Below are 18,004 nucleotides of genomic sequence, written 5' to 3'. Positions count from 1 at the left end.
CAGCCTCAGCGCCGGGGCTTGGTGGTCCGCGGGCCTTTTTTCTTGGCGGCCGCTTTTTTCACCGAAGCCTTGAGGGCCTGAATCGGCGAGCGGTTGCGTTCGGCATCGGCCATTCGGCGATCTTGGGCGCCCCGCTTCTTGTCGCGACCGCCTTCCGCAGACGCTGACACGCCTTTGTCGCGCATGGCACGCGGCACCAAATCTTCGCCCGGTGTGACCAAGCGGAAGTCGATCTTGCGCCCGTCCAGGTCCACCCGACTGACCTGCACCTGCACCCGGCTGCCAATGGCGTAACGGATACCCGTGCGCTCGCCGCGCAACTCCTGGCGCAACTCATCAAAGCGGAAATACTCGCCCCCCAACTCGGTGATGTGCACCAGCCCCTCAACATACAAAGTGTCCAAGGTCACAAAGATGCCGAAGCTGGTGGCCGCAGACACCACACCGCTGTACTCCTCGCCCAAATGTTCACGCATGTATTTGCACTTGAGCCAGGCCTCCACATCGCGGCTGGCCTCGTCGGCGCGGCGCTCGTTGGCGCTGCAGTGCAGGCCTGCAGCCTCCCAGGCACGCTGGTCAGCGGCCGACATGCGCACCCGTGGTGCTGACGAATCAGGCGCGTCGCCCTTGGCCGCACGGCTTTTCTCCAGCCGCTTGCTCAGCTTGGCATGCGCCTCGCCAGGCACGGGCAAGCTGGGCAGCGTGTATTTGCGGTCCAGCAAAATGGCTTTGATCACCCGGTGCACCAGCAAATCCGGGTAGCGCCGAATGGGGCTGGTGAAATGGGTGTAGGCCTCATAAGCCAGGCCAAAATGCCCGCTGTTCACCGGCGTGTAAATGGCCTGCTGCATGGAGCGAAGCAGCATGGTGTGGATCTGCTGGGCATCTGGGCGGTCCTTGGTCGCCAACGCGATTTTCTGGAACTCGCTGGTGTGCGGCTCGTCGCTGATGCCCATACCCAAACCCAGCGCCTTGAGGTAATTGCGCAGGATGTCTTTTTTCTCGGCCGTCGGGCCTTCGTGCACCCGGAACAAACCGGGGTGCTTGCCTTGCTGGATGAAGTCGGCGCTGCAGACGTTGGCCGCCAGCATGGCCTCTTCAATCAAACGGTGCGCTTCGTTGCGCACACGCGGCACGATCTTTTCAATCCGGCCACTTTCATCACAGACAATTTGCGTCTCGGTGGTTTCAAAGTCCACGGCACCACGTACAGCGCGCGAAGCCAGTAAAGCCTTGTACACATCCTGCAGGTTCATCAGGTCGGTCACACGCGCCTTGCGCTTGGCCGCTTCTGGTCCACGTGTGTTGGCCAAAATGGCCGCGACTTCGGTGTAGGTAAAGCGCGCATGGCTGTGCATCACCGCTGGATAAAACTGGTAGGCATGCACATCGCCCTTGGCGTTGACGAGCATGTCGCACACCATGCACAAACGGTCCACGTCGGGGTTCAATGAACACAAGCCGTTGGACAATTTTTCCGGCAACATGGGAATCACCCGGCGCGGAAAATACACGCTGGTCGCCCGGTCGTAAGCGTCGATGTCGATGTCACTGCCCGTTTGCACATAATGGCTCACGTCGGCAATGGCCACCAGCAAACGCCAGCCCTTGCCCCGGCCCACTTTGGCCGGTTCGCAATACACCGCGTCGTCAAAGTCACGGGCATCTTCACCATCGATCGTGACCAAGGGCACATCTCGCAAATCCACTCGGTCCTTGCGGTCCTTCGCCAGCACCTTGTCGGGCAAGCCTTTGGCCTGCTCCAAACAACCTGCAGAGAACTCGTGCGGCACGCTGTACTTGCGCACGGCAATCTCGATCTCCATGCCTGGGTCGTCAATCTCACCCAGCACTTCTTTCACGCGGCCCACGGGCTGTCCAAACAATGCGGGTGGTTCGGTCAACTCGACCACCACAACCTGCCCCGGCTTGGCCGCGCCTGTCGCCCCTTTGGGGATCATCACATCCTGGCCGTAGCGCTTGTCTTCAGGTGCCACCAACCACAGACCTGCCTCGTGCAGCAAACGGCCGATGATGGGCTGCTCGGGGCGCTCAACGATCTCGACGATGCGGCCTTCAGGTCGACCTTTACGGTCTTGGCGCACGATGCGAACCTTGACGCGGTCCTTGTGCAAAACAGCACGCATCTCGTTGGGTGACAGATAAATGTCCGACTCGCCGTTGTCACGGATCAAAAATCCATGACCATCCCGATGCCCTTGAACACTGCCTTCAATTTCTTCCAGCAAGCCGCTGGGTGGCGCTACTTTTTTGATATACAATCCTTTTATTCCTGAGGCGCCCAGATGGCGGAATTGGTAGACGCACTAGTTTCAGGTACTAGCGAGTAACATCGTGGAGGTTCGAGTCCTCTTCTGGGCACCAATCTTATCGAAACAGATAAGTTAAACACATCACAAGCCGTTGATTTTTGATCAGCGGCTTTTTTGTTGCCCGCTTCAAAAATGCAGGCAACGCGGCGCATGCTCACAACACCAAGGCTGCGCAGCATGGCACCGAGCCACATCAAACCGGAACCCCCACCAAATCGTGGCCTTCCACACTCACAATGCGAGCGCGTGTGAACTCGCCTACTTTGAGTGTCTTGCTCAATTTTTCGGGCGGCAACAAACGCACCACACCATCGATCTCGGGCGCATCGCCAAAACTGCGGCCCACACCACCGCGACGCCCCATGGCCGGCGCCGAGTCCACCAAAACCTGCATGGTGGAGCCCACGCGTTGATGCAAACGGGCAATCGACACCTCTTCGGCGACCGCCATGAATCGGGCACGGCGCTCTTCGCGCAGGGCCTCGGGCAACATGCCCGGCAGCTCGTTGGCAGCAGCGCCTTTCACAGGGCTGTAGGCAAAACACCCTGCGCGATCAATTTGCGCTTCGCGCAAAAAGTCCAACAAGTGCTCAAACTCTTCTTCGGTTTCGCCCGGAAAACCGGCAATGAAAGTGCTGCGAATCACCAGCTCGGGACACAGTTCGCGCCAGCGCTGAATGCGCTCCAGGTTCTTCTCGCCACTGGCCGGACGCTTCATGCGCTTGAGCACATCGGGGTGGCTGTGCTGGAAAGGCACGTCCAGATAGGGCAACACCAAGCCCTGCGCCATGAGTGGAATGATGTCGTCCACACTCGGATAAGGGTAAACATAGTGCAGTCGCACCCAAGCATCGTGCTCACGGGCCATCTCGCCCAGCGTTTGCACCAGCTCCAGCATGCGGGTTTTGACCGGCTTGCCGTCCCAAAAACCAGTGCGGTATTTCACATCCACGCCATAAGCCGAAGTGTCCTGGCTGATGACGAGCAGCTCTTTCACACCACCCTCAAACAAAGCCTTGGCTTCTTTGAGCACATCGCCGATGGGGCGCGAGACCAAATCGCCGCGCATGGAAGGGATGATGCAAAAGGTGCAGCGGTGGTTGCAGCCTTCGCTGATCTTCAAATAGGCATAGTGACGGGGCGTGAGCTTCAGACCCGCCTCACCAAAACCGCCGGGCACCAAGTCCAAAAACGGGTCATGGGGCTTGGGCAAATGGGTGTGCACCGCGTCCATCACCTCCTGGGTGGCGTGCGGGCCAGTCACAGCCAATACACTGGGGTGTGTTTCTAAGACCATGTTGCCACCGCCCTCGCCCGTTTTGGCACCCAGGCAACCGGTCACGATCACTTTGCCGTTGGTATTGAGCGCCTCGGCAATCGTGTCAAGGCTTTCCTTGATGGCTTCGTCGATGAAGCCGCAGGTGTTAACGATGACCAGGTCAGCGCCTTCAAAAGTTTTGGAAGTTTGGTAACCCTCAGCGCTCAGTTGCGTCAGGATCAACTCGGAATCGGTCAGCGCCTTGGGACAGCCCAAGCTGACAAAACCCACTTTGGGGGTTGGGATGGGGGCAGTTGTAGTCATTTCACTCATGCCCCCATTGTCCCCGCAAAAACGTCTGCGTTGTGACAAAAGGACATGAAGGGTCCCTCAGGTCCTCAAACCCAGAACACCCAACATCTGTTCAGTGTTCTTCTGGATCTGTTTTTGCATCTGCTCTTGCACCTGAGACATGACGTTTTGCGTCGGATTGGCCAGCCCAGAACACATGTTTTGCATCAGCGGGTTCTGCCATTGCATGAACTGTGACCAAACTTCTGGGCTCAGAGCTGGACTGGATTCGCCCAACTTGCTTTGCCAGTCCATGAAGGACTGGACATGACTTTCCAAATAAGAGCCCATGTGCCCCTGCATGGCATGACCATAAAAACGGATGATGTTGGACAGCACCGCTTCGCTGAACATGGGCACGCCTGCAGACTCCTCTTCCAAAATGATCTGAAGCAAAATAGACCGCGTCAAGTCTTCGCCCGTTTTGGCATCCAGCACCTCCACAGGCGTAGCCATCATGACCAGTTTTTTGATCTCCGCCAGCGTCACATAGGTCGATGTCTCGGTGTCGTACAAGCGGCGGTTGGGGTACTTCTTGATGGCGCGTACACGGCCAGCAGCGGGCGCAAAAGCGGTTTGGGCTGACTTGCGGGGCTTGATCGGCTTGACGGGTGGCTTGGCCTGCAAAGAAAACTCCTGATGACTGGCGGTGAATAACAAATCTGCTGCAATGCACCATTCTAGGCACCCACCCAGGCGTCTCAAGCCTTGGTTAACCCTGATCTGGCATAGTCAGCCCACCGAAAGTTTCAGTGCGTTTTTTTGTTGCGTGCTCGGCCGATTAACCCTCATTACCTGCGAAAATAGACAGCTATGTTCACCGGAATCATCACCGGCGTGGGGCGAATCGTCGCCATCCACGACCTGGGTCGCTCTTTACACCACGGCAAGCGCCTCACCATCGAGGCCCCCGCTGGGTACCTTGACGATGTGGGCTTGGGCGACAGCATCGCCCTCAATGGCGCTTGCATGACGGTCACCACTTTCAGCCCTGAAAGCCGTCAGTTCACCATCGACATCTCGGCCGAATCGCTGGACAAGACCAGCGGCCTCGACCAAGAAGGCACCGTCAACCTCGAAAAAGCCCTGCGCGCGCATGACCGTTTGGGAGGGCACATCGTGTCGGGCCATGTGGACGGTGTGGGCCACATCAGCCATTTTGAGCAAATTGGCGAAAGCTGGGAATTGCGCGTTTTGGCACCACACACCTTGGCCAAGTACCTCGCCTACAAAGGCTCGATCACTGTTAACGGCGTGAGCCTCACGGTGAACAGCGTGGCCGATCTGGCGCAAGGCTGCGAAATCAGCATCAACCTGATCCCCCACACCGTCGAGAACACCGCCCTCGGCAGCCTCCAAGCCGGCAGCCGAGTCAACCTCGAAATCGACACCGTCGCCCGTTACGTTGAGCGCATGCTCAGCGCTGGCCTGACCCAGAAAGACCCCGCATGAACGCCCCCGAGAAACTGACCCCCGTGGCGATCTCGCCTGTCGAAGAAATCGTGGCCGAGATGAAAGCTGGTCGCATCGTGATCCTGGTCGACGAAGAAGACCGCGAAAACGAAGGCGACCTGGTGCTGGCAGCTGACCACGTCACGCCCGAAGCCATCAACTTCATGGCCCGTTTTGGCCGTGGCCTGATTTGCCTCACGCTCACCCGCGAGCGCTGCGAATTCCTGAAGCTCCCGCCCATGGCGGCACGCAATGGCACCGTGTACAGCACCGCCTTCACCGTCTCCATTGAAGCGGCCGAAGGCGTGACCACCGGCATCTCGGCCGCCGACCGCGCCAAGACTGTTCAAGTGGCTGTGGCGCGCAACACCCAGCCCACAGACCTGGTGCAACCCGGTCACATCTTCCCGCTGCAGGCGGTAGATGGCGGCGTGCTCATGCGCGCAGGCCACACCGAAGCCGGTTGTGACCTGGCCGCCATGGCCGGGTGCAGCGCATCGTCTGTGATCTGCGAGATCATGAAAGACGACGGCACCATGGCCCGCCTGCCCGATCTGCAACTGTTTGCAGCCGAGCACGGCCTCAAGATCGGCACCATCGCCGACCTGATCCAATACCGCAGCCGCAACGAATCTCTGGTCGAGCGCATCGGCAGCCGAACATTACAGACTGCCCACGGCGAATTCACGGCCCACGCATTCCGTGACCAACCCAGCCAAACGGTGCACCTGGCACTGGTCAAGGGCCAATGGTCGGCCGATCAGGAAGTGCCTGTGCGTGTGCACGAGCCGCTGTCGGTACTCGACGCGCTGGAAGTCAACCGTGCCATGCACTCCTGGAGCCTGGACACCAGCTTGCAATACATCAACGCACAAGGCTGCGGCGTGGCCGTGCTGCTCAACTGCGGCGAATCGGCAGACCAGCTGCTGGCCCAATTTGAAGGCCGCGCTCGCTCGGCCCAAGCGCCCGAGCGCGGCAAGATGGATTTGCGCACTTATGGCGTCGGCGCGCAAATCCTGCGTGAATGCGGCGTGCACAAAATGAAACTTATGGGCCGCCCCCGCCGCATGCCCAGCATGACCGGCTACGGCCTCGAAATCACCGGCTACATCCCCAAGGAATAACCATGCTCGAAGCGAACAAAGGCACAGAACAAGAACTCGACGGGCAATTCCTGCACATCGGCATTGTGCAAGCCCGATTCAACGAAGACATCACCAATGCCCTGGCCAAAGCCTGCATTGAAGAACTCGAAGCGCTGGGCGTGACCAGCATCGACCACGTCATGGTGCCGGGTGCCCTGGAAGTACCAGTCGCTTTGCAAGCCATGGCAGAGCGCGCCGAATACGACGCACTGATTGCATTGGGTTGCATCATCCGTGGCGAGACTTACCACTTTGAGTTGGTGGCCAACGAGTCGGGTGCGGGCGTGAGCCGCGTGTCGCTCGACTACAACCTGCCGATCGCCAACGCGATTTTGACCACCGAAAACCTGGAACAAGCCATCGTGCGCCAGACCGAAAAAGGCCGCGACGCCGCCCGTGTGGCGGTCGAGATGGCCTGCATCATGGACGACCTGTCGGCCGACCTGGCCGAAGAGTTTGACGACGAAGAGAACACCTGATGAACGACCAGAACAGCACGCCAGAAACAGAAACGGCAAGCACCCCGCCCGCAGCCGCAGGCACACGCAAGTCATCTGCCAAGCCTGCCCGCAGCCGTTCGCGCGAGTTTGCGCTGCAGGCGCTGTACCAACACATCGTGGGCAAAAACGAGGCCTCGGACATCGACGTGTTCACCCGCGACCTGTCGGGCTTTCACAAAGCCGACTCGGCCCATTACGACGCCCTGCTCTATGGCTGCACCGAACAAGCCCAGGCTCTGGATACGTTGATCGCGCCCAAGCTCGACCGCAGCTTTGCCGAGATTTCGCCCATCGAGCGGGCCATCATGTGGATTGGCGTGTATGAAATGCAGCACTGCCTGGACGTGCCTTGGCGTGTGGTGCTCAACGAGTGCATCGAGCTGGCCAAGGATTTTGGCGGCACCGATGGTCACAAGTACGTGAACGCCGTGCTGAACGGCCTGGCCCCCGAGCTGCGCAGCGCCGAAGTGCAAGCCGACCGCCAATCTGGCCGCATCAAATAATTAAGAAACCATGCGCATCTCTGAGCGAGCCGAGCGGATCGAGCCCTTTTGGGTGATGGAGGTGGCCAAGGCCGCTTCGCAAAAAGCCCGCGAGGTCGCGCACACCGAGCGGCCCGTGGTCTTTTTGAACATCGGCGAGCCCGACTTCACCGCCCCGCCCCGGGTGCAGGAAGCTGCCCAGGCCGTCATCGCATCCGGCCAAACCCAATACACCCCCGCTCTGGGCCTGGACGCCTTGCGACAAGCCATCAGCCAGTGGTACGCCTCGCGCTTTGGCGTGCAGGTGCCCGCCAGCCGCATCGTGGTCACAGCCGGCGCGTCGGCGGCGCTGCAACTGGCGTGTTTGGCGTTGATTGACCGGGGCGATGAAATCCTGATGCCCGACCCGAGCTACCCCTGCAACCGCCACTTCGTGAGCGCAGCCGAAGGCAACGCCGTGCTGTTACCGACAACGGCCAAAGAGCGCTTTCAGCTCAGCGCCGCCAAAGTGGCTGCGGCTTGGGGGCCCCAAACCCGTGGCGTCTTGTTGGCATCGCCCTCCAACCCCACGGGCACCTCGATTGACCCGGCCGAGCTGGCCCGCATCGTGGAAGTCGTGCGCAGCCGTGGCGGCATCACGCTGATCGATGAGATTTATCTGGGCCTCAGCCACGATGACGCTTTCGGCCAAAGCGCCCTCGCTTTGAGCGATGACGTCATCAGCATCAACAGCTTCAGCAAATACTTCAACATGACCGGCTGGCGTTTGGGCTGGTTGGTGGTGCCCGAAGCGCTCACCCCCGTGCTGGAGCGTCTGGCGCAAAACCTGTTCATCTGTGCCAGCACCGTGTCGCAACAAGCGGCCTTGGCCTGCTTTGAACCCGAGAGCCTGGCCGAATACGAGCGCCGTCGCGCCGAATTCAAAGCTCGGCGCGATTACTTCATCCCGGCCTTGAACGACTTGGGCCTGACAGTGCCCGTGCCGCCCGATGGCGCTTTTTACGCCTGGGCCGACTGCACGGCCGCTTGCCAAAAGCTGGGCCTCAAAGACAGTTGGGACTTTGCCTTTGCCGCGCTGGAGCATGCCCACGTGGCCATCACGCCAGGACGCGACTTTGGCACCGACCAAACGGCCCGCTTTGTGCGTTTTTCCACCGCCAATTCGATGGCCGAGTTGCAAACCGCCATCGCCCGCCTCAAAGCCTGGTTGCAGCCATGAGCACGCCCAATCCCACCGTTTTCGAACACCCCATCCGCATCTATTGGGAAGACACCGACGCGGGCGGCATCGTGTTTTATGCCAACTACCTCAAGTTCTTTGAACGTGCCCGCACCGAGTGGCTGCGCGACCTGGGCTTTGGCCAGCAAATGTTGCGTGACGAATCGGGCGGCATGTTTGTCGTGTCTGAAACCGCCGTCAAATACCACTCGCCTGCCCGCTTGGACGACACCCTGATCGTGACCGCCGAGCTGCAAACCGGCGGCAAAGCCAGCCTGACCATTGCCCAGCGCGCCTACTTGCGCGCCGAAGACCAACCCGATCGACTGCTCGCCGAAGGCACCATTCGCCTGGGCTGGGTCGAAAGCCACACCTTGAAACCTGGCCGCATTCCGGCCCCCGTTCTGGAAGCCCTGAAATGAACCAAGACATGTCCATCGTCTCGCTGCTGCTGCACGCCAGTTTTGTCGTGCAACTGGTGGTGCTGATTTTGCTCAGCATATCGGTCGCCAGCTGGGCTGCCATCGTGCGCAAGCTGACCGCCATCAAGCGCATCAAAAACCTCAACGAAGAGTTTGAGCGTGTGTTTTGGTCGGGCACCAGCCTGAACGAGCTGTTCAACTCGGCCAGCCAAAACGCCAAACTCTCTGGCCCCATGGAACGCATTTTTGCCAGCGGCATGCGCGAATACCAAAAACTGCGTGAGCGCCACATCAGCGATGCAGGCACCTTGCTCGACGGCGCACGCCGCGCCATGCGGGCCAGTTTCCAGCGTGAGATGGACGTGGCCGAATCGCAATTGGCGTTCCTCGCATCGGTCGGCTCCATCTCGCCTTATGTGGGCTTGTTTGGCACCGTGTGGGGCATCATGCACGCCTTCACAGGCCTGGCCAGTTTGCAGCAAGTGACCCTGGCCACAGTCGCCCCCGGCATTGCCGAAGCGCTGGTGGCCACCGCCATTGGCCTGTTCGCCGCCATCCCTGCCGTGTTGGCTTACAACCGCTTCTCACACGACGTGGACCGCATCGCCATCAAGCTGGAAACCTTCATCGAAGAGTTCTCCAACATCCTGCAGCGCAGCCTGGGCGGAGCCAGCAGCTCGGCCTCGGGCCACTGAAAGGAACGTCATGCCCGGTGTTTCATCTCGGGGTCGTGGTCGCCGCACCATTGCCGAAATCAACATGGTGCCCTTCATCGATGTGATGTTGGTGCTGCTCATCATCTTCATGGTCACCGCACCCATGATCACCCCCAGCGTGGTGGACCTGCCCAGCGTGGGCAAAGCCGCCAAGCAGCCCGACAAAGTCATTCAGATCGTGATCCAGAAAGACGAACGACTGGAACTTGTGAGCGAGGGCAAAACCGACAGTGCCTCCCTCGCCAGCGTGGCCGCCAGCGTCAAAGGCCTGGTGGGTGACAGCGACAACACCGCCGTGGTCATCAGCGCCGACCGAACCGTCAAATACGAAACGGTGGTGCAAGTGATGGACAGCCTGCAACGTGCGGGCATCGCTCGCGTGGGCCTGTCGGTTCAATTGGCACCTTGACGGAGACACGGGTTTGAACGCCAAGGCGACGCCTAACCTCGAATTTGCGCCACCAGCCCAACCCGGCGCGGGTCGCGCCTGGGTCGTGGCGGGGGTGGCGCACGCCTTGTTGTTTCTGGCGCTGGGCTTGGCCACCGCCTGGAAAACCCAAACCCAAACCGTGCAGGCCGAAGCCGAGCTGTGGTCCGCCACACCCCAAGCAGCCGCCCCGAAACTGCAAGAAACCCCGCCCGAGCCAGAACCCGAACCCCAGCCTGCGCCCAAGCCCGAGCCCGAGCCCGCCAAACCCACGCCACCGCCACCAGACCCAGCAGTGGAGCGGCGCGACGCACAAATTGCACTCGAAAAGCAAAAACAGCTGGACAAGAAAAAAGAAGCCGAGAAAGCTGAAAAACTGAAGGCCGACAAAGAAAAAGCGGCCAAAGAAAAAGCCAAGGCTGAGAAAGAAAAAGCCGAGACCAAGCGCAAAGAGCTCGAAAAAGAAAAGCTCGCCAAAGAGAAAAAAGCGCAAGAAGAGAAAGACCGCGACAAGAAAAAAGCGGCAGAAAAAACCAAGACCGAAAAAGCCGATGCCGCCCGAGCTGACGCCATGCGACAGGAAAACCTCAAGCGCATGCAAGGCATGGCGGGTGCGTCGGGTGGCGAAAACGCCACGGGTACCGCGCTCAAATCATCCGGCCCATCGGCCAGCTATGCGGGCCGCTTGGTGGGCCGCATCAAACCCAACATCACCTACCCCGGTGATGTCGTAGGCAACCCGCGTGCCGAGGTGGAAGTCAAAGTCAGCCCTGACGGCACCATCCAGAGCCGTCGCATTGTGCAAACCAGTGGCAACAAGGCTTGGGACGACGCCGTGCTGCGCGCCATCGATAAAACAGAGATCTTTCCGAAAGACACCGATGGGCGTGTGCCGCCTGTGATTGTGTTGGGGTTCAGGCCTTTGGATTGAGGCCGCGGCCTAGGGACTTACAAGTCCACCACCACATTGCCCACGGTCTGCCCTGCTTCAACCGTTTGGTGCGCCTGGGCGATCTGATCCAATGAAAACCGGGCACCGATGCTGTGCTGCAACTGCTGTTGTGACAGCATGGCCGACAAGCGGGCCACAGCCTTTTGACGGTCGGCGGGCGTCAGGTCGTAGACCAGGAAAAACTTCACGCCCATCGACTGGAACAGCCAGGGGCGAAACGGCATGGCCACGTCCAGCGCGTTCGAGCCGTAGCAAACCACTTGGCCGTGAGCGGCCAAAGCGCCTTCGGCCGCCCAACGGGCCGTGGTGGAAAAATCCATGTCGATGATCACGTCTGCGCCGCGGCCTTGCGTCAAAGCCTTGACGCGCTCGGGCACCGACTCGGTTTTGTAGAACACCGCCTCTTGCATGCCAGCAGCGCGGGCATGCGCGGCTTTGGCTTCAGAGCCGACGGTGCCGATCACGCGGCCACCGGCCAAGCACACCATTTGGGTGATGTAGTGCCCCACGGCCGATGAAGCCCCGGTGACCAACACGGTTTGCCCACGCAAATCACCAGCCAGACGCTCTGCCAAAATCACCGCTTGCACAGCGGTCAGGCCCGGAATGCCCATGCAAGCACCAGCTACGAAGTCGGTGTCATCGGGCAAAGCCACGGCTTGCGCATCAGGCAAAGCGATGTATTGAGCGCAGGTGCCCAAAGCGCGTTGCCACTGGCCATTCCAGACCCACACGCGCTGGCCCACTCGGGCAGCGGACACGCCAGCCCCCACCGCTTCGATCACGCCAGCGCCGTCACTGTGCGGAACGATCAAGGGGTCGCTCACGGGCCGAGCGCGGCGAGATTTGACATCCGAGGGGTTCACACCCGAGGTCACCAAGCGCACCAACACCTCCCCCGCTTGGGGCGTGGGGGTGGGCAACTCGCCCACCTGCATCACGTCCTGGGCTTCGCCGTTGTGGGTGTACCAAGCTGCTTTCATGGTGTGCTCCTGAGTGGATGAGGAATGGCCGCGGAATGGGCGTTGAATGGGTGTGAGGGGAAGGTCAGTCGTACACGATCCGCGCTTGGCCCTGATCGGCTTGCGCCATCCAGCTGGCCAACGCGGCGTCGGTGGGGAAGAATTTGGCGGCTTCGCCCAGCGCCAGCTCGGCGCGGGCGGCCAGCTCATCGTTGCGTCGCTCCAGGACCAAACGCACGGGCAAACCGCGCACCAAATCGCCCTGCTCGGTTTGTTCGCGTTGCGCCGGGAACTCCCGCACCAGGCGGGCGATGTCGGGCGCACGGCCATTGACGGCCACGCGCAGGTATTTGCCGAAGCGACAGCGGGCCGCGCCCAAGTCCATGATCTGCTCCATCTTGAGACGGAAACCACCCGAGAAACGGTCGGCTTGCATCTTGGCGGTGACGATGATGAGCTCATCGTCTTTGAGCAAATGCTTGGCCGAGTTGATCAAGGATTCGTCGGCCGTGGCTTCCATCACACCCGATTTGTCGTCGAGCTTGAAGATCGCCACTTTGCCGCGCTGACCGTTGATGATGCGCAGGTCGCTCACGATCCCTGCCAGCACCATAGACTCGCGGCTGTCGATCAAGTCATCGATCTTGCGCCGGGCAAATTGGCGCACTTCACGCTCCACCGCGTCAAACAAATGACCTGACAAGAAGAAGCCCACGGCGGTTTTTTCGAGCAGCAGGCGCTCTTTGATGCCCCAAGGCATGACTTCCACCAACTCGGGCTCTTGTGTGCTGGAGCCGTGCGAGTCGTCGCCCAGCATGTCAAACAAACCGCCTTGGTTGGCGTTGGCCGTGGTGGCGGCAGAAAATTCAAACGCCCTGTCGATGCTGGCCGACAAGGCGGCGCGGTTCATGTGCAGCGAGTCAAAAGCACCGGCCTTGATCAGCGCGTCTACAGTCCGCTTGTTGATGCGGGTGCGGTCCACGCGCACGGCAAAGTCAAACAAGCTGGTGAAGGGGCCGCCTTCGTTGCGGGCGGCCACGATGGCGTCAATCGCCTGTTGGCCCGTACCCTTGATGGCCCCGAGACCATAACGAATGATCTTGTCGGTGACGGGTTCAAAGCGGTGCGTGCCCCGGTTCACATCGGGTGGATCAAAGCGGATGCCGAACTTCAGGGCGTCTTCGTAAAGCACCTTGAGCTTGTCGGTGTCGTCCATCTCCACCGTCATGTTGGCACAGAAGAACTCGGCGGTGTAGTGCACCTTGAGCCAGCCGGTGTGGTACGCCAGCAGCGAATAGGCGGCGGCGTGCGACTTGTTGAAGCCATAACCCGCGAACTTTTCCATCAGGTCAAAAACCTCGTCAGCTTTGTCCTGCGGGATGTTGTGGGTGGCCAAAGCACCAGCGCGGAATTTCTCGCGGTGCTCGGCCATTTCCTCGGCCTTCTTCTTGCCCATGGCGCGGCGCAGCAAGTCGGCGCCACCGAGCGAGTAACCGCCCAGAATCTGCGCCGTCTGCATGACCTGCTCTTGGTAAACCATGATGCCGTAGGTCTCACTCAGCATCTCGGCCACAGCCGGGTGCGGGTACTCCACCTCTTCACGCCCGTGCTTGCGCGCCACAAAGCTGGGGATCAGGTCCATGGGACCGGGCCGGTACAAGGCGTTCAGGGCAATCAGGTCTTCCAGGCGGCTGGGCCGTGCGTCGCGCAGCATGCCCTGCATGCCTCGGCTTTCAAACTGGAACACGGCTTCGGTCTTGCCGTCCGAGAACAGTTTGTAGGTCGGCGCATCGTCAAGCGGGATGTTCTCAAAAGCGAAGTTCTCTTGGCCTTTGTGTCGCTTCATGATGAACTCGCGGGCGATCTCCAAAATCGTCAGCGTGGCCAGGCCCAAAAAGTCGAACTTCACCAGCCCTGCGGACTCCACGTCGTCCTTGTCGTATTGGCTCACCGCGGATTCGCTGCCAGGCTGCTGGTACAGCGGGCAAAAGTCGGTCAGCTTGCCCGGGGCAATGAGCACGCCCCCGGCATGCATGCCGATGTTGCGGGTCATGCCTTCGAGCTTTTGCGCCAGCTCGATCAAGGTCCTCACATCCTCTTCGCGCTCAATGCGCTCGGCCAAGATGGGTTCCATGGCAATCGCGTAGTTGTTCTTGTCGCCTTCTTTCGGTGTGGCGGGCGGGTACTGCAGCGTGACCGACATGCCCGGTTTGTTGGGGATCAGCTTGCTGATGCCGTCACAAAAGGTGTAGCTCATGTCCAGCACACGGCCCACATCGCGGATGGCCGCGCGCGCCGCCATGGTGCCGAAGGTGGCGATCTGGCTGACCGCGTCGCGGCCGTACTTGTCCTTCACATAGTCAATCACCCGGTCGCGGTTGCCCTGGCAAAAGTCAATGTCAAAGTCGGGCATGGACACCCGCTCGGGGTTCAAAAAGCGCTCAAACAGCAAGCTGTATTGCAGCGGGTCTAGGTCGGTGATCTTGAGCGCATAGGCCACCAACGAGCCCGCGCCCGAGCCCCGGCCTGGCCCCACCGGGCAGCCGTTGGCCTTGGCCCACTGGATGAAGTCGCCCACGATCAGGAAGTAACCCGGAAAACCCATATTCAAGATGGTGCCCAGCTCGAACTCCAGCCGCTCCACATACCGCGCGCGTTCTGCCTCGCGTTGGGTCTCGTCGGGGTACAGGTGGATCAGCCGCTCTTTCAGGCCCTCGTGGGAAACGTGACGGAAATAGTCGTCCACGGACATGACCACGCCATTGACAGGCGGGATCGGAAAATTGGGCAGCTGCGGTTTGCCCAGCACCAGCGTCAGGTTGCAGCGCTTGGCAATCTCCAGCGTGTTGGCCACCGCACTGGGCACGTCGGCAAACAAGGCGCACATCTGCTCGGTCGACTTGAAATACTGCTCCCGCGTGAAGCGGCGCACCCGGCGCGGGTTGGCCAGAATTTCACCTTCAGAAATACACACCCGCGCTTCGTGCGCTTCGTAGTCGTCTGTGGTCAGAAACTGCACCGGGTGCGTGGCCACCACCGGCAGCCCCAAGCGAGCAGCCAGCGCCACGGCCCCGGCCACCTGCGTCTCGTCTTCGGGACGGCCTGCGCGTTGCAGTTCCAGGTAAAAACGGTGCGGAAAGATCGAGCCCAGCTGCAAAGCCACATCAGCGGCTTTGTCGGTGTCGCCCTGCACAATGGCCTGGCCCACCGGCCCGGCTTGCGCGCCCGACAGCAAAATCAGGCCCTCGGACAGCTCCTTGAGCCAAGCCAGCTTGACCACGGCCACGCCCTTGCCTGCGTTTTGCGTCCAGGCGCGGGCCAGCAGCTCGCAAATGTTCAGATAACCTGGGTGGCTTTGCACCAAAAGCACCATCCGGCTCAAGGCCGAAAGCTCACCGCCCAAGCCTTCGAGGTTGATCTCAGCGCCCAAGATGGGCTTGACCCCTTTGCCACGGCCTTCCTTGTAGAACTTGACGCCACCAAACAGGTTATTCAGGTCGGTGATGGCCAGAGCGGGCTGCCCATCCTTGGCGGCTGATTTGACCACCTCGTCGATGCGACAGGTCGAGTCAACGACAGAGAATTCAGAGTGAAGGCGCAGGTGAACAAACATAGCCTGCCATTGTAGAAGGTCACCCTGCGGCAAAAGGTGTGCGTTTTCAGTCGCGCAAGACCTGCAGAACCTCAGACCTGAACTCGCGCCCGTAAAGAATCAGCACCACCAAGGCCGTGGCCAAGACCAGCGCCAGCGGCGAAAAAAACCAGGCCATGGCGGCAAAAGAAAAGTAATAGGCCCGCAGACCATCGTTGAAAGTCTCGGCGGCAGCGCTGACCAGATTGCCCGCGCGCTCGGCAAAGTGTTGGCGGTCAAACCGTTTGGCCTCAAAGTCTTCGGGCGAAGGCATAGCCCCGATGACCAGCGCCACAAAGGTGTATTGCCGCATGGACCAAGAGAAGCGAAAAAAGGCGTACACAAAAATGCCCACCAGCACCAAAATCTTGAGCTCAAAAACCAGCAAAGGCGTGGGTTCAGCGAACGGAATTTCGCCCACCAACTCGGCAGCTTTGTCGGTGGTGCCTAACAGTGCAAACAATCCACCGATGATGATGATGCTGGTGGAGGAAAAAAAGGCCGGGGTTTGCGACAGATTCTGGGTGATCACGCCGTCCAGCACACGCGGGTCACGTTGGGTGGCTTGCATCATCCACATTTGGCGGTAGCGGTTGGTGTTGGCGATCAGGCTTTGGTCGCGCAGACCGCGCACCTTGGCGAGCCAGGCATAACCCACCCACAACGCAAAAAAAGTGATCAGTGCCAGCCAATCGGCCCATGGCAGCATGGAAATGATTTTCATGCCTTCATGCTAACCGAGAGGCACACCATTCGGCTACAGGGGCTCGCTCCCACAAGATCGGTAGACCCTGTGGGCGCGAGCCCCTGCTCTGGAATCGGCAAAGATCAGCCGCGCAGCTTGGCCGCGATGGCCGCAACGCGCTCGCCGTAGGCTTTGGCCGTGTCCAAGTCACCCTGAGGGATGTCTTCGGCAGGGCTGGTCGGACCGACTTGGGCCATCACGCCGGAGTTGGAGCCGATGCGGTTGATGGTGCCGTCGTTCATGGCGGGCTGGCCCACCCAAATCATGCCTTGCTGCTGGGACAAGGTGATGAAGTACTGGATAGTGGACAGCTTGTCGCCGCTGGGGCTGGCCGAGATGGTGAAGCCGCCTGCGACTTTGTCTTTCCAGGCGCTGGTGAACCAACGCTTGGAAGTGGCGTCGGCAAACTTCTTGAACTGCCAAGAAGCCATGCCCATGTAGGTGGGCGAGCCGAAGATGATCGCGTCGGCCGCATCCAATGCAGTCCAGTCGGCATCGGTGATGTTGCCGTCGGCGTCGATGGCGATGACTTGCGCATTGGCGCCTTGGGCCACAAATTGGGCCACGCGCTGGGTATGGCCGTAGCCGGAATGGTAGACAACAACTGTTTTAGCCATGAGAAAACTCCTAGGGGTTGAAAAAAGAGGAAAGAAAAAAGGGTCAAGCAGCCAGATCGAACACCAGCACTTCGGCGTCTTGGCCTTGGCTCAAAGCCAAAGACGATTCGGCTTGCAGCATGGCGGCGTCACCCGCCTGCAAAGTTTGGCCGTTGACCTGCAGGCGGCCGCGCACCAAAAACACATAGGCTTTGCGAGCGGGGTTGAGCGGCAGTTGGGCAGCCTCAGCGCCATTAAAAAGACCGGCAAACATGCGGGCATCGGCGTGGATTTGCACCGCGTAGTCGGCAGCCTGCGCGTCTGCCGCCGGGGCAGCCACCAAAGCGAGTTGGCCTCGTTTGGCGCTTTCAGGCACGGTTTTTTGTTCGTAGCCGGGGTCGATGCCCGTCACATTGGGCTCGATCCAGATCTGCAAGAAGTGGGTCTGCTCGCCCTTGGCATGGTTGAACTCGCTGTGGCGCACGCCACTGCCCGCGCTCATGCGCTGCACGTCACCCGGCGGAATGCCTTTGACGTTGCCCATGCTGTCTTGGTGGGCCAAATTGCCCGACAACACGTAGCTGATGATTTCCATGTCGCGGTGGCCGTGGGTACCAAAGCCGGTACCCGGGTCGATGCGGTCTTCGTTGATGACGCGCAGGTTGCCAAAACCCATGTGGGCCGGGTCAAAGTAGTTGGCAAAAGAAAAGCTGTGAAAAGATTTCAGCCAGCCGTGGTCGGCATAACCGCGTTCGTTCGATTTGCGCAGGGTCAACATGGGGAACTCCTCAAAACAGACCTGAACTTTAAGGA

Annotated in this window: 17 protein-coding genes and 1 tRNA gene; 10 read left to right on the top strand and 8 right to left on the bottom strand. The window is 60.2% G+C overall.

Annotation, left to right across the window (positions count from 1 at the left end):
- Positions 1-5: 5 nt before the first annotated feature.
- Positions 6-2,282 (bottom strand): ribonuclease R, encoded by a 2,277-nt coding sequence (gene rnr / locus ACZ5SR_RS07755; RefSeq protein ID WP_464450974.1) that lies wholly within the window; start codon positions 2,280-2,282, stop codon positions 6-8.
- 18 nt (positions 2,283-2,300) lie between these two features.
- Here rnr and ACZ5SR_RS07750 point away from each other — a divergent pair.
- Positions 2,301-2,385, top strand: a tRNA-Leu gene (locus tag ACZ5SR_RS07750).
- Between the two features lie 141 nt (positions 2,386-2,526).
- Here the strand turns inward: ACZ5SR_RS07750 and rimO are convergent.
- Both rimO and phaR read right to left on the bottom strand, forming a co-directional pair.
- Entirely contained in the window at positions 2,527-3,924 is a 1,398-nt protein-coding gene (rimO, locus tag ACZ5SR_RS07745) for a 30S ribosomal protein S12 methylthiotransferase RimO (protein ID WP_464450973.1), read from the bottom strand.
- A 57-nt stretch (positions 3,925-3,981) separates the two neighbouring features.
- The gene (gene phaR / locus ACZ5SR_RS07740) at positions 3,982-4,542 is read right to left on the bottom strand and encodes a polyhydroxyalkanoate synthesis repressor PhaR (protein WP_464451030.1); all 561 of its coding nucleotides are present in this window, start codon (positions 4,540-4,542) and stop codon (positions 3,982-3,984) included.
- Between the two features lie 213 nt (positions 4,543-4,755).
- Between phaR and ACZ5SR_RS07735 the strand changes: the two genes are divergently transcribed.
- The 9 genes from ACZ5SR_RS07735 to tolA are packed head-to-tail and all read left to right on the top strand — an operon-like array spanning position 4,756 to position 11,236.
- Positions 4,756-5,394 carry a riboflavin synthase gene (locus ACZ5SR_RS07735; protein WP_464450972.1) on the top strand — a complete coding sequence of 213 codons (639 nt, stop codon included), beginning with the start codon at positions 4,756-4,758 and terminating at the stop codon, positions 5,392-5,394.
- Positions 5,391-6,518, top strand: a complete 1,128-nt coding sequence (gene ribBA, locus ACZ5SR_RS07730) for a bifunctional 3,4-dihydroxy-2-butanone-4-phosphate synthase/GTP cyclohydrolase II (RefSeq protein ID WP_464450971.1) — start codon at positions 5,391-5,393, stop codon at positions 6,516-6,518. Before ACZ5SR_RS07735 ends, ribBA begins: the two co-directional genes overlap by 4 nt.
- A gap of 2 nt (positions 6,519-6,520) precedes the next feature.
- Positions 6,521-7,018 carry a 6,7-dimethyl-8-ribityllumazine synthase gene (gene ribH, locus ACZ5SR_RS07725; protein ID WP_108313185.1) on the top strand — a complete coding sequence of 166 codons (498 nt, stop codon included), beginning with the start codon at positions 6,521-6,523 and terminating at the stop codon, positions 7,016-7,018.
- Entirely contained in the window at positions 7,018-7,542 is a 525-nt protein-coding gene (nusB, locus tag ACZ5SR_RS07720; protein ID WP_464450970.1) for a transcription antitermination factor NusB, read from the top strand. The genes ribH and nusB overlap by 1 nt, the downstream gene beginning before the upstream one ends.
- Positions 7,543-7,552: 10 nt before the next feature.
- The gene (locus tag ACZ5SR_RS07715) at positions 7,553-8,740 is read left to right on the top strand and encodes a pyridoxal phosphate-dependent aminotransferase (protein ID WP_464450969.1); all 1,188 of its coding nucleotides are present in this window, start codon (positions 7,553-7,555) and stop codon (positions 8,738-8,740) included.
- Positions 8,737-9,162 carry a YbgC/FadM family acyl-CoA thioesterase gene (locus tag ACZ5SR_RS07710; RefSeq protein WP_464450968.1) on the top strand — a complete coding sequence of 142 codons (426 nt, stop codon included), beginning with the start codon at positions 8,737-8,739 and terminating at the stop codon, positions 9,160-9,162. Before ACZ5SR_RS07715 ends, ACZ5SR_RS07710 begins: the two co-directional genes overlap by 4 nt.
- Positions 9,159-9,857 (top strand): protein TolQ, encoded by a 699-nt coding sequence (tolQ, locus tag ACZ5SR_RS07705; protein ID WP_464450967.1) that lies wholly within the window; start codon positions 9,159-9,161, stop codon positions 9,855-9,857. Before ACZ5SR_RS07710 ends, tolQ begins: the two co-directional genes overlap by 4 nt.
- Positions 9,858-9,867: 10 nt before the next feature.
- The gene (locus tag ACZ5SR_RS07700; protein WP_464450966.1) at positions 9,868-10,287 is read left to right on the top strand and encodes a biopolymer transporter ExbD; all 420 of its coding nucleotides are present in this window, start codon (positions 9,868-9,870) and stop codon (positions 10,285-10,287) included.
- Between the two features lie 13 nt (positions 10,288-10,300).
- Complete coding sequence (gene tolA / locus ACZ5SR_RS07695) at positions 10,301-11,236, top strand: cell envelope integrity protein TolA (protein WP_464450965.1); 936 nt, start codon at positions 10,301-10,303, stop codon at positions 11,234-11,236.
- A 17-nt stretch (positions 11,237-11,253) separates the two neighbouring features.
- Here the strand turns inward: tolA and ACZ5SR_RS07690 are convergent, their stop codons facing one another.
- The 5 genes from ACZ5SR_RS07690 to ACZ5SR_RS07670 form a co-directional block, all read right to left on the bottom strand.
- Positions 11,254-12,240 (bottom strand): NADPH:quinone reductase, encoded by a 987-nt coding sequence (locus tag ACZ5SR_RS07690; RefSeq protein WP_464450964.1) that lies wholly within the window; start codon positions 12,238-12,240, stop codon positions 11,254-11,256.
- 64 nt (positions 12,241-12,304) lie between these two features.
- A complete protein-coding gene (gene dnaE / locus ACZ5SR_RS07685; protein WP_464450963.1) occupies positions 12,305-15,832 on the bottom strand; it encodes a DNA polymerase III subunit alpha in 3,528 nt (1,175 codons plus the stop codon).
- 46 nt (positions 15,833-15,878) lie between these two features.
- Complete coding sequence (locus ACZ5SR_RS07680; protein WP_464450962.1) at positions 15,879-16,574, bottom strand: DUF599 domain-containing protein; 696 nt, start codon at positions 16,572-16,574, stop codon at positions 15,879-15,881.
- 104 nt (positions 16,575-16,678) lie between these two features.
- Entirely contained in the window at positions 16,679-17,212 is a 534-nt protein-coding gene (locus ACZ5SR_RS07675) for a flavodoxin family protein (protein ID WP_464450961.1), read from the bottom strand.
- A gap of 43 nt (positions 17,213-17,255) precedes the next feature.
- A complete protein-coding gene (locus tag ACZ5SR_RS07670; protein ID WP_464450960.1) occupies positions 17,256-17,969 on the bottom strand; it encodes a pirin family protein in 714 nt (237 codons plus the stop codon).
- Between the last annotated feature and the right edge of the window lie 35 nt (positions 17,970-18,004).

Source organism: Limnohabitans sp. TEGF002, from assembly GCF_055395845.1.
Note: the sequence above shows the minus strand (reverse complement) of the source record. Positions and strands in the feature narration are given on the sequence as shown.

Excerpts from the sequence above, each read along its gene's own strand:
- ACZ5SR_RS07690 (WP_464450964.1), bottom strand. The coding sequence starts at position 12,240 with ATGAAAGCAGCTTGGTACACCCACAACGGCGAAGCCCAGGACGTGATG.
- ACZ5SR_RS07680 (WP_464450962.1), bottom strand. The coding sequence starts at position 16,574 with ATGAAAATCATTTCCATGCTGCCATGGGCCGATTGGCTGGCACTGATC.
- ACZ5SR_RS07670 (WP_464450960.1), bottom strand. The coding sequence starts at position 17,969 with ATGTTGACCCTGCGCAAATCGAACGAACGCGGTTATGCCGACCACGGC.
- ACZ5SR_RS07735 (WP_464450972.1), top strand. The coding sequence starts at position 4,756 with ATGTTCACCGGAATCATCACCGGCGTGGGGCGAATCGTCGCCATCCAC.
- ACZ5SR_RS07700 (WP_464450966.1), top strand. The coding sequence starts at position 9,868 with ATGCCCGGTGTTTCATCTCGGGGTCGTGGTCGCCGCACCATTGCCGAA.
- ACZ5SR_RS07710 (WP_464450968.1), top strand. The coding sequence starts at position 8,737 with ATGAGCACGCCCAATCCCACCGTTTTCGAACACCCCATCCGCATCTAT.
- tolQ (WP_464450967.1), top strand. The coding sequence starts at position 9,159 with ATGAACCAAGACATGTCCATCGTCTCGCTGCTGCTGCACGCCAGTTTT.
- ACZ5SR_RS07715 (WP_464450969.1), top strand. The coding sequence starts at position 7,553 with ATGCGCATCTCTGAGCGAGCCGAGCGGATCGAGCCCTTTTGGGTGATG.
- rimO (WP_464450973.1), bottom strand. The coding sequence starts at position 3,924 with ATGAGTGAAATGACTACAACTGCCCCCATCCCAACCCCCAAAGTGGGT.
- nusB (WP_464450970.1), top strand. The coding sequence starts at position 7,018 with ATGAACGACCAGAACAGCACGCCAGAAACAGAAACGGCAAGCACCCCG.
- ribH (WP_108313185.1), top strand. The coding sequence starts at position 6,521 with ATGCTCGAAGCGAACAAAGGCACAGAACAAGAACTCGACGGGCAATTC.
- dnaE (WP_464450963.1), bottom strand. The coding sequence starts at position 15,832 with ATGTTTGTTCACCTGCGCCTTCACTCTGAATTCTCTGTCGTTGACTCG.
- ribBA (WP_464450971.1), top strand. The coding sequence starts at position 5,391 with ATGAACGCCCCCGAGAAACTGACCCCCGTGGCGATCTCGCCTGTCGAA.
- ACZ5SR_RS07675 (WP_464450961.1), bottom strand. The coding sequence starts at position 17,212 with ATGGCTAAAACAGTTGTTGTCTACCATTCCGGCTACGGCCATACCCAG.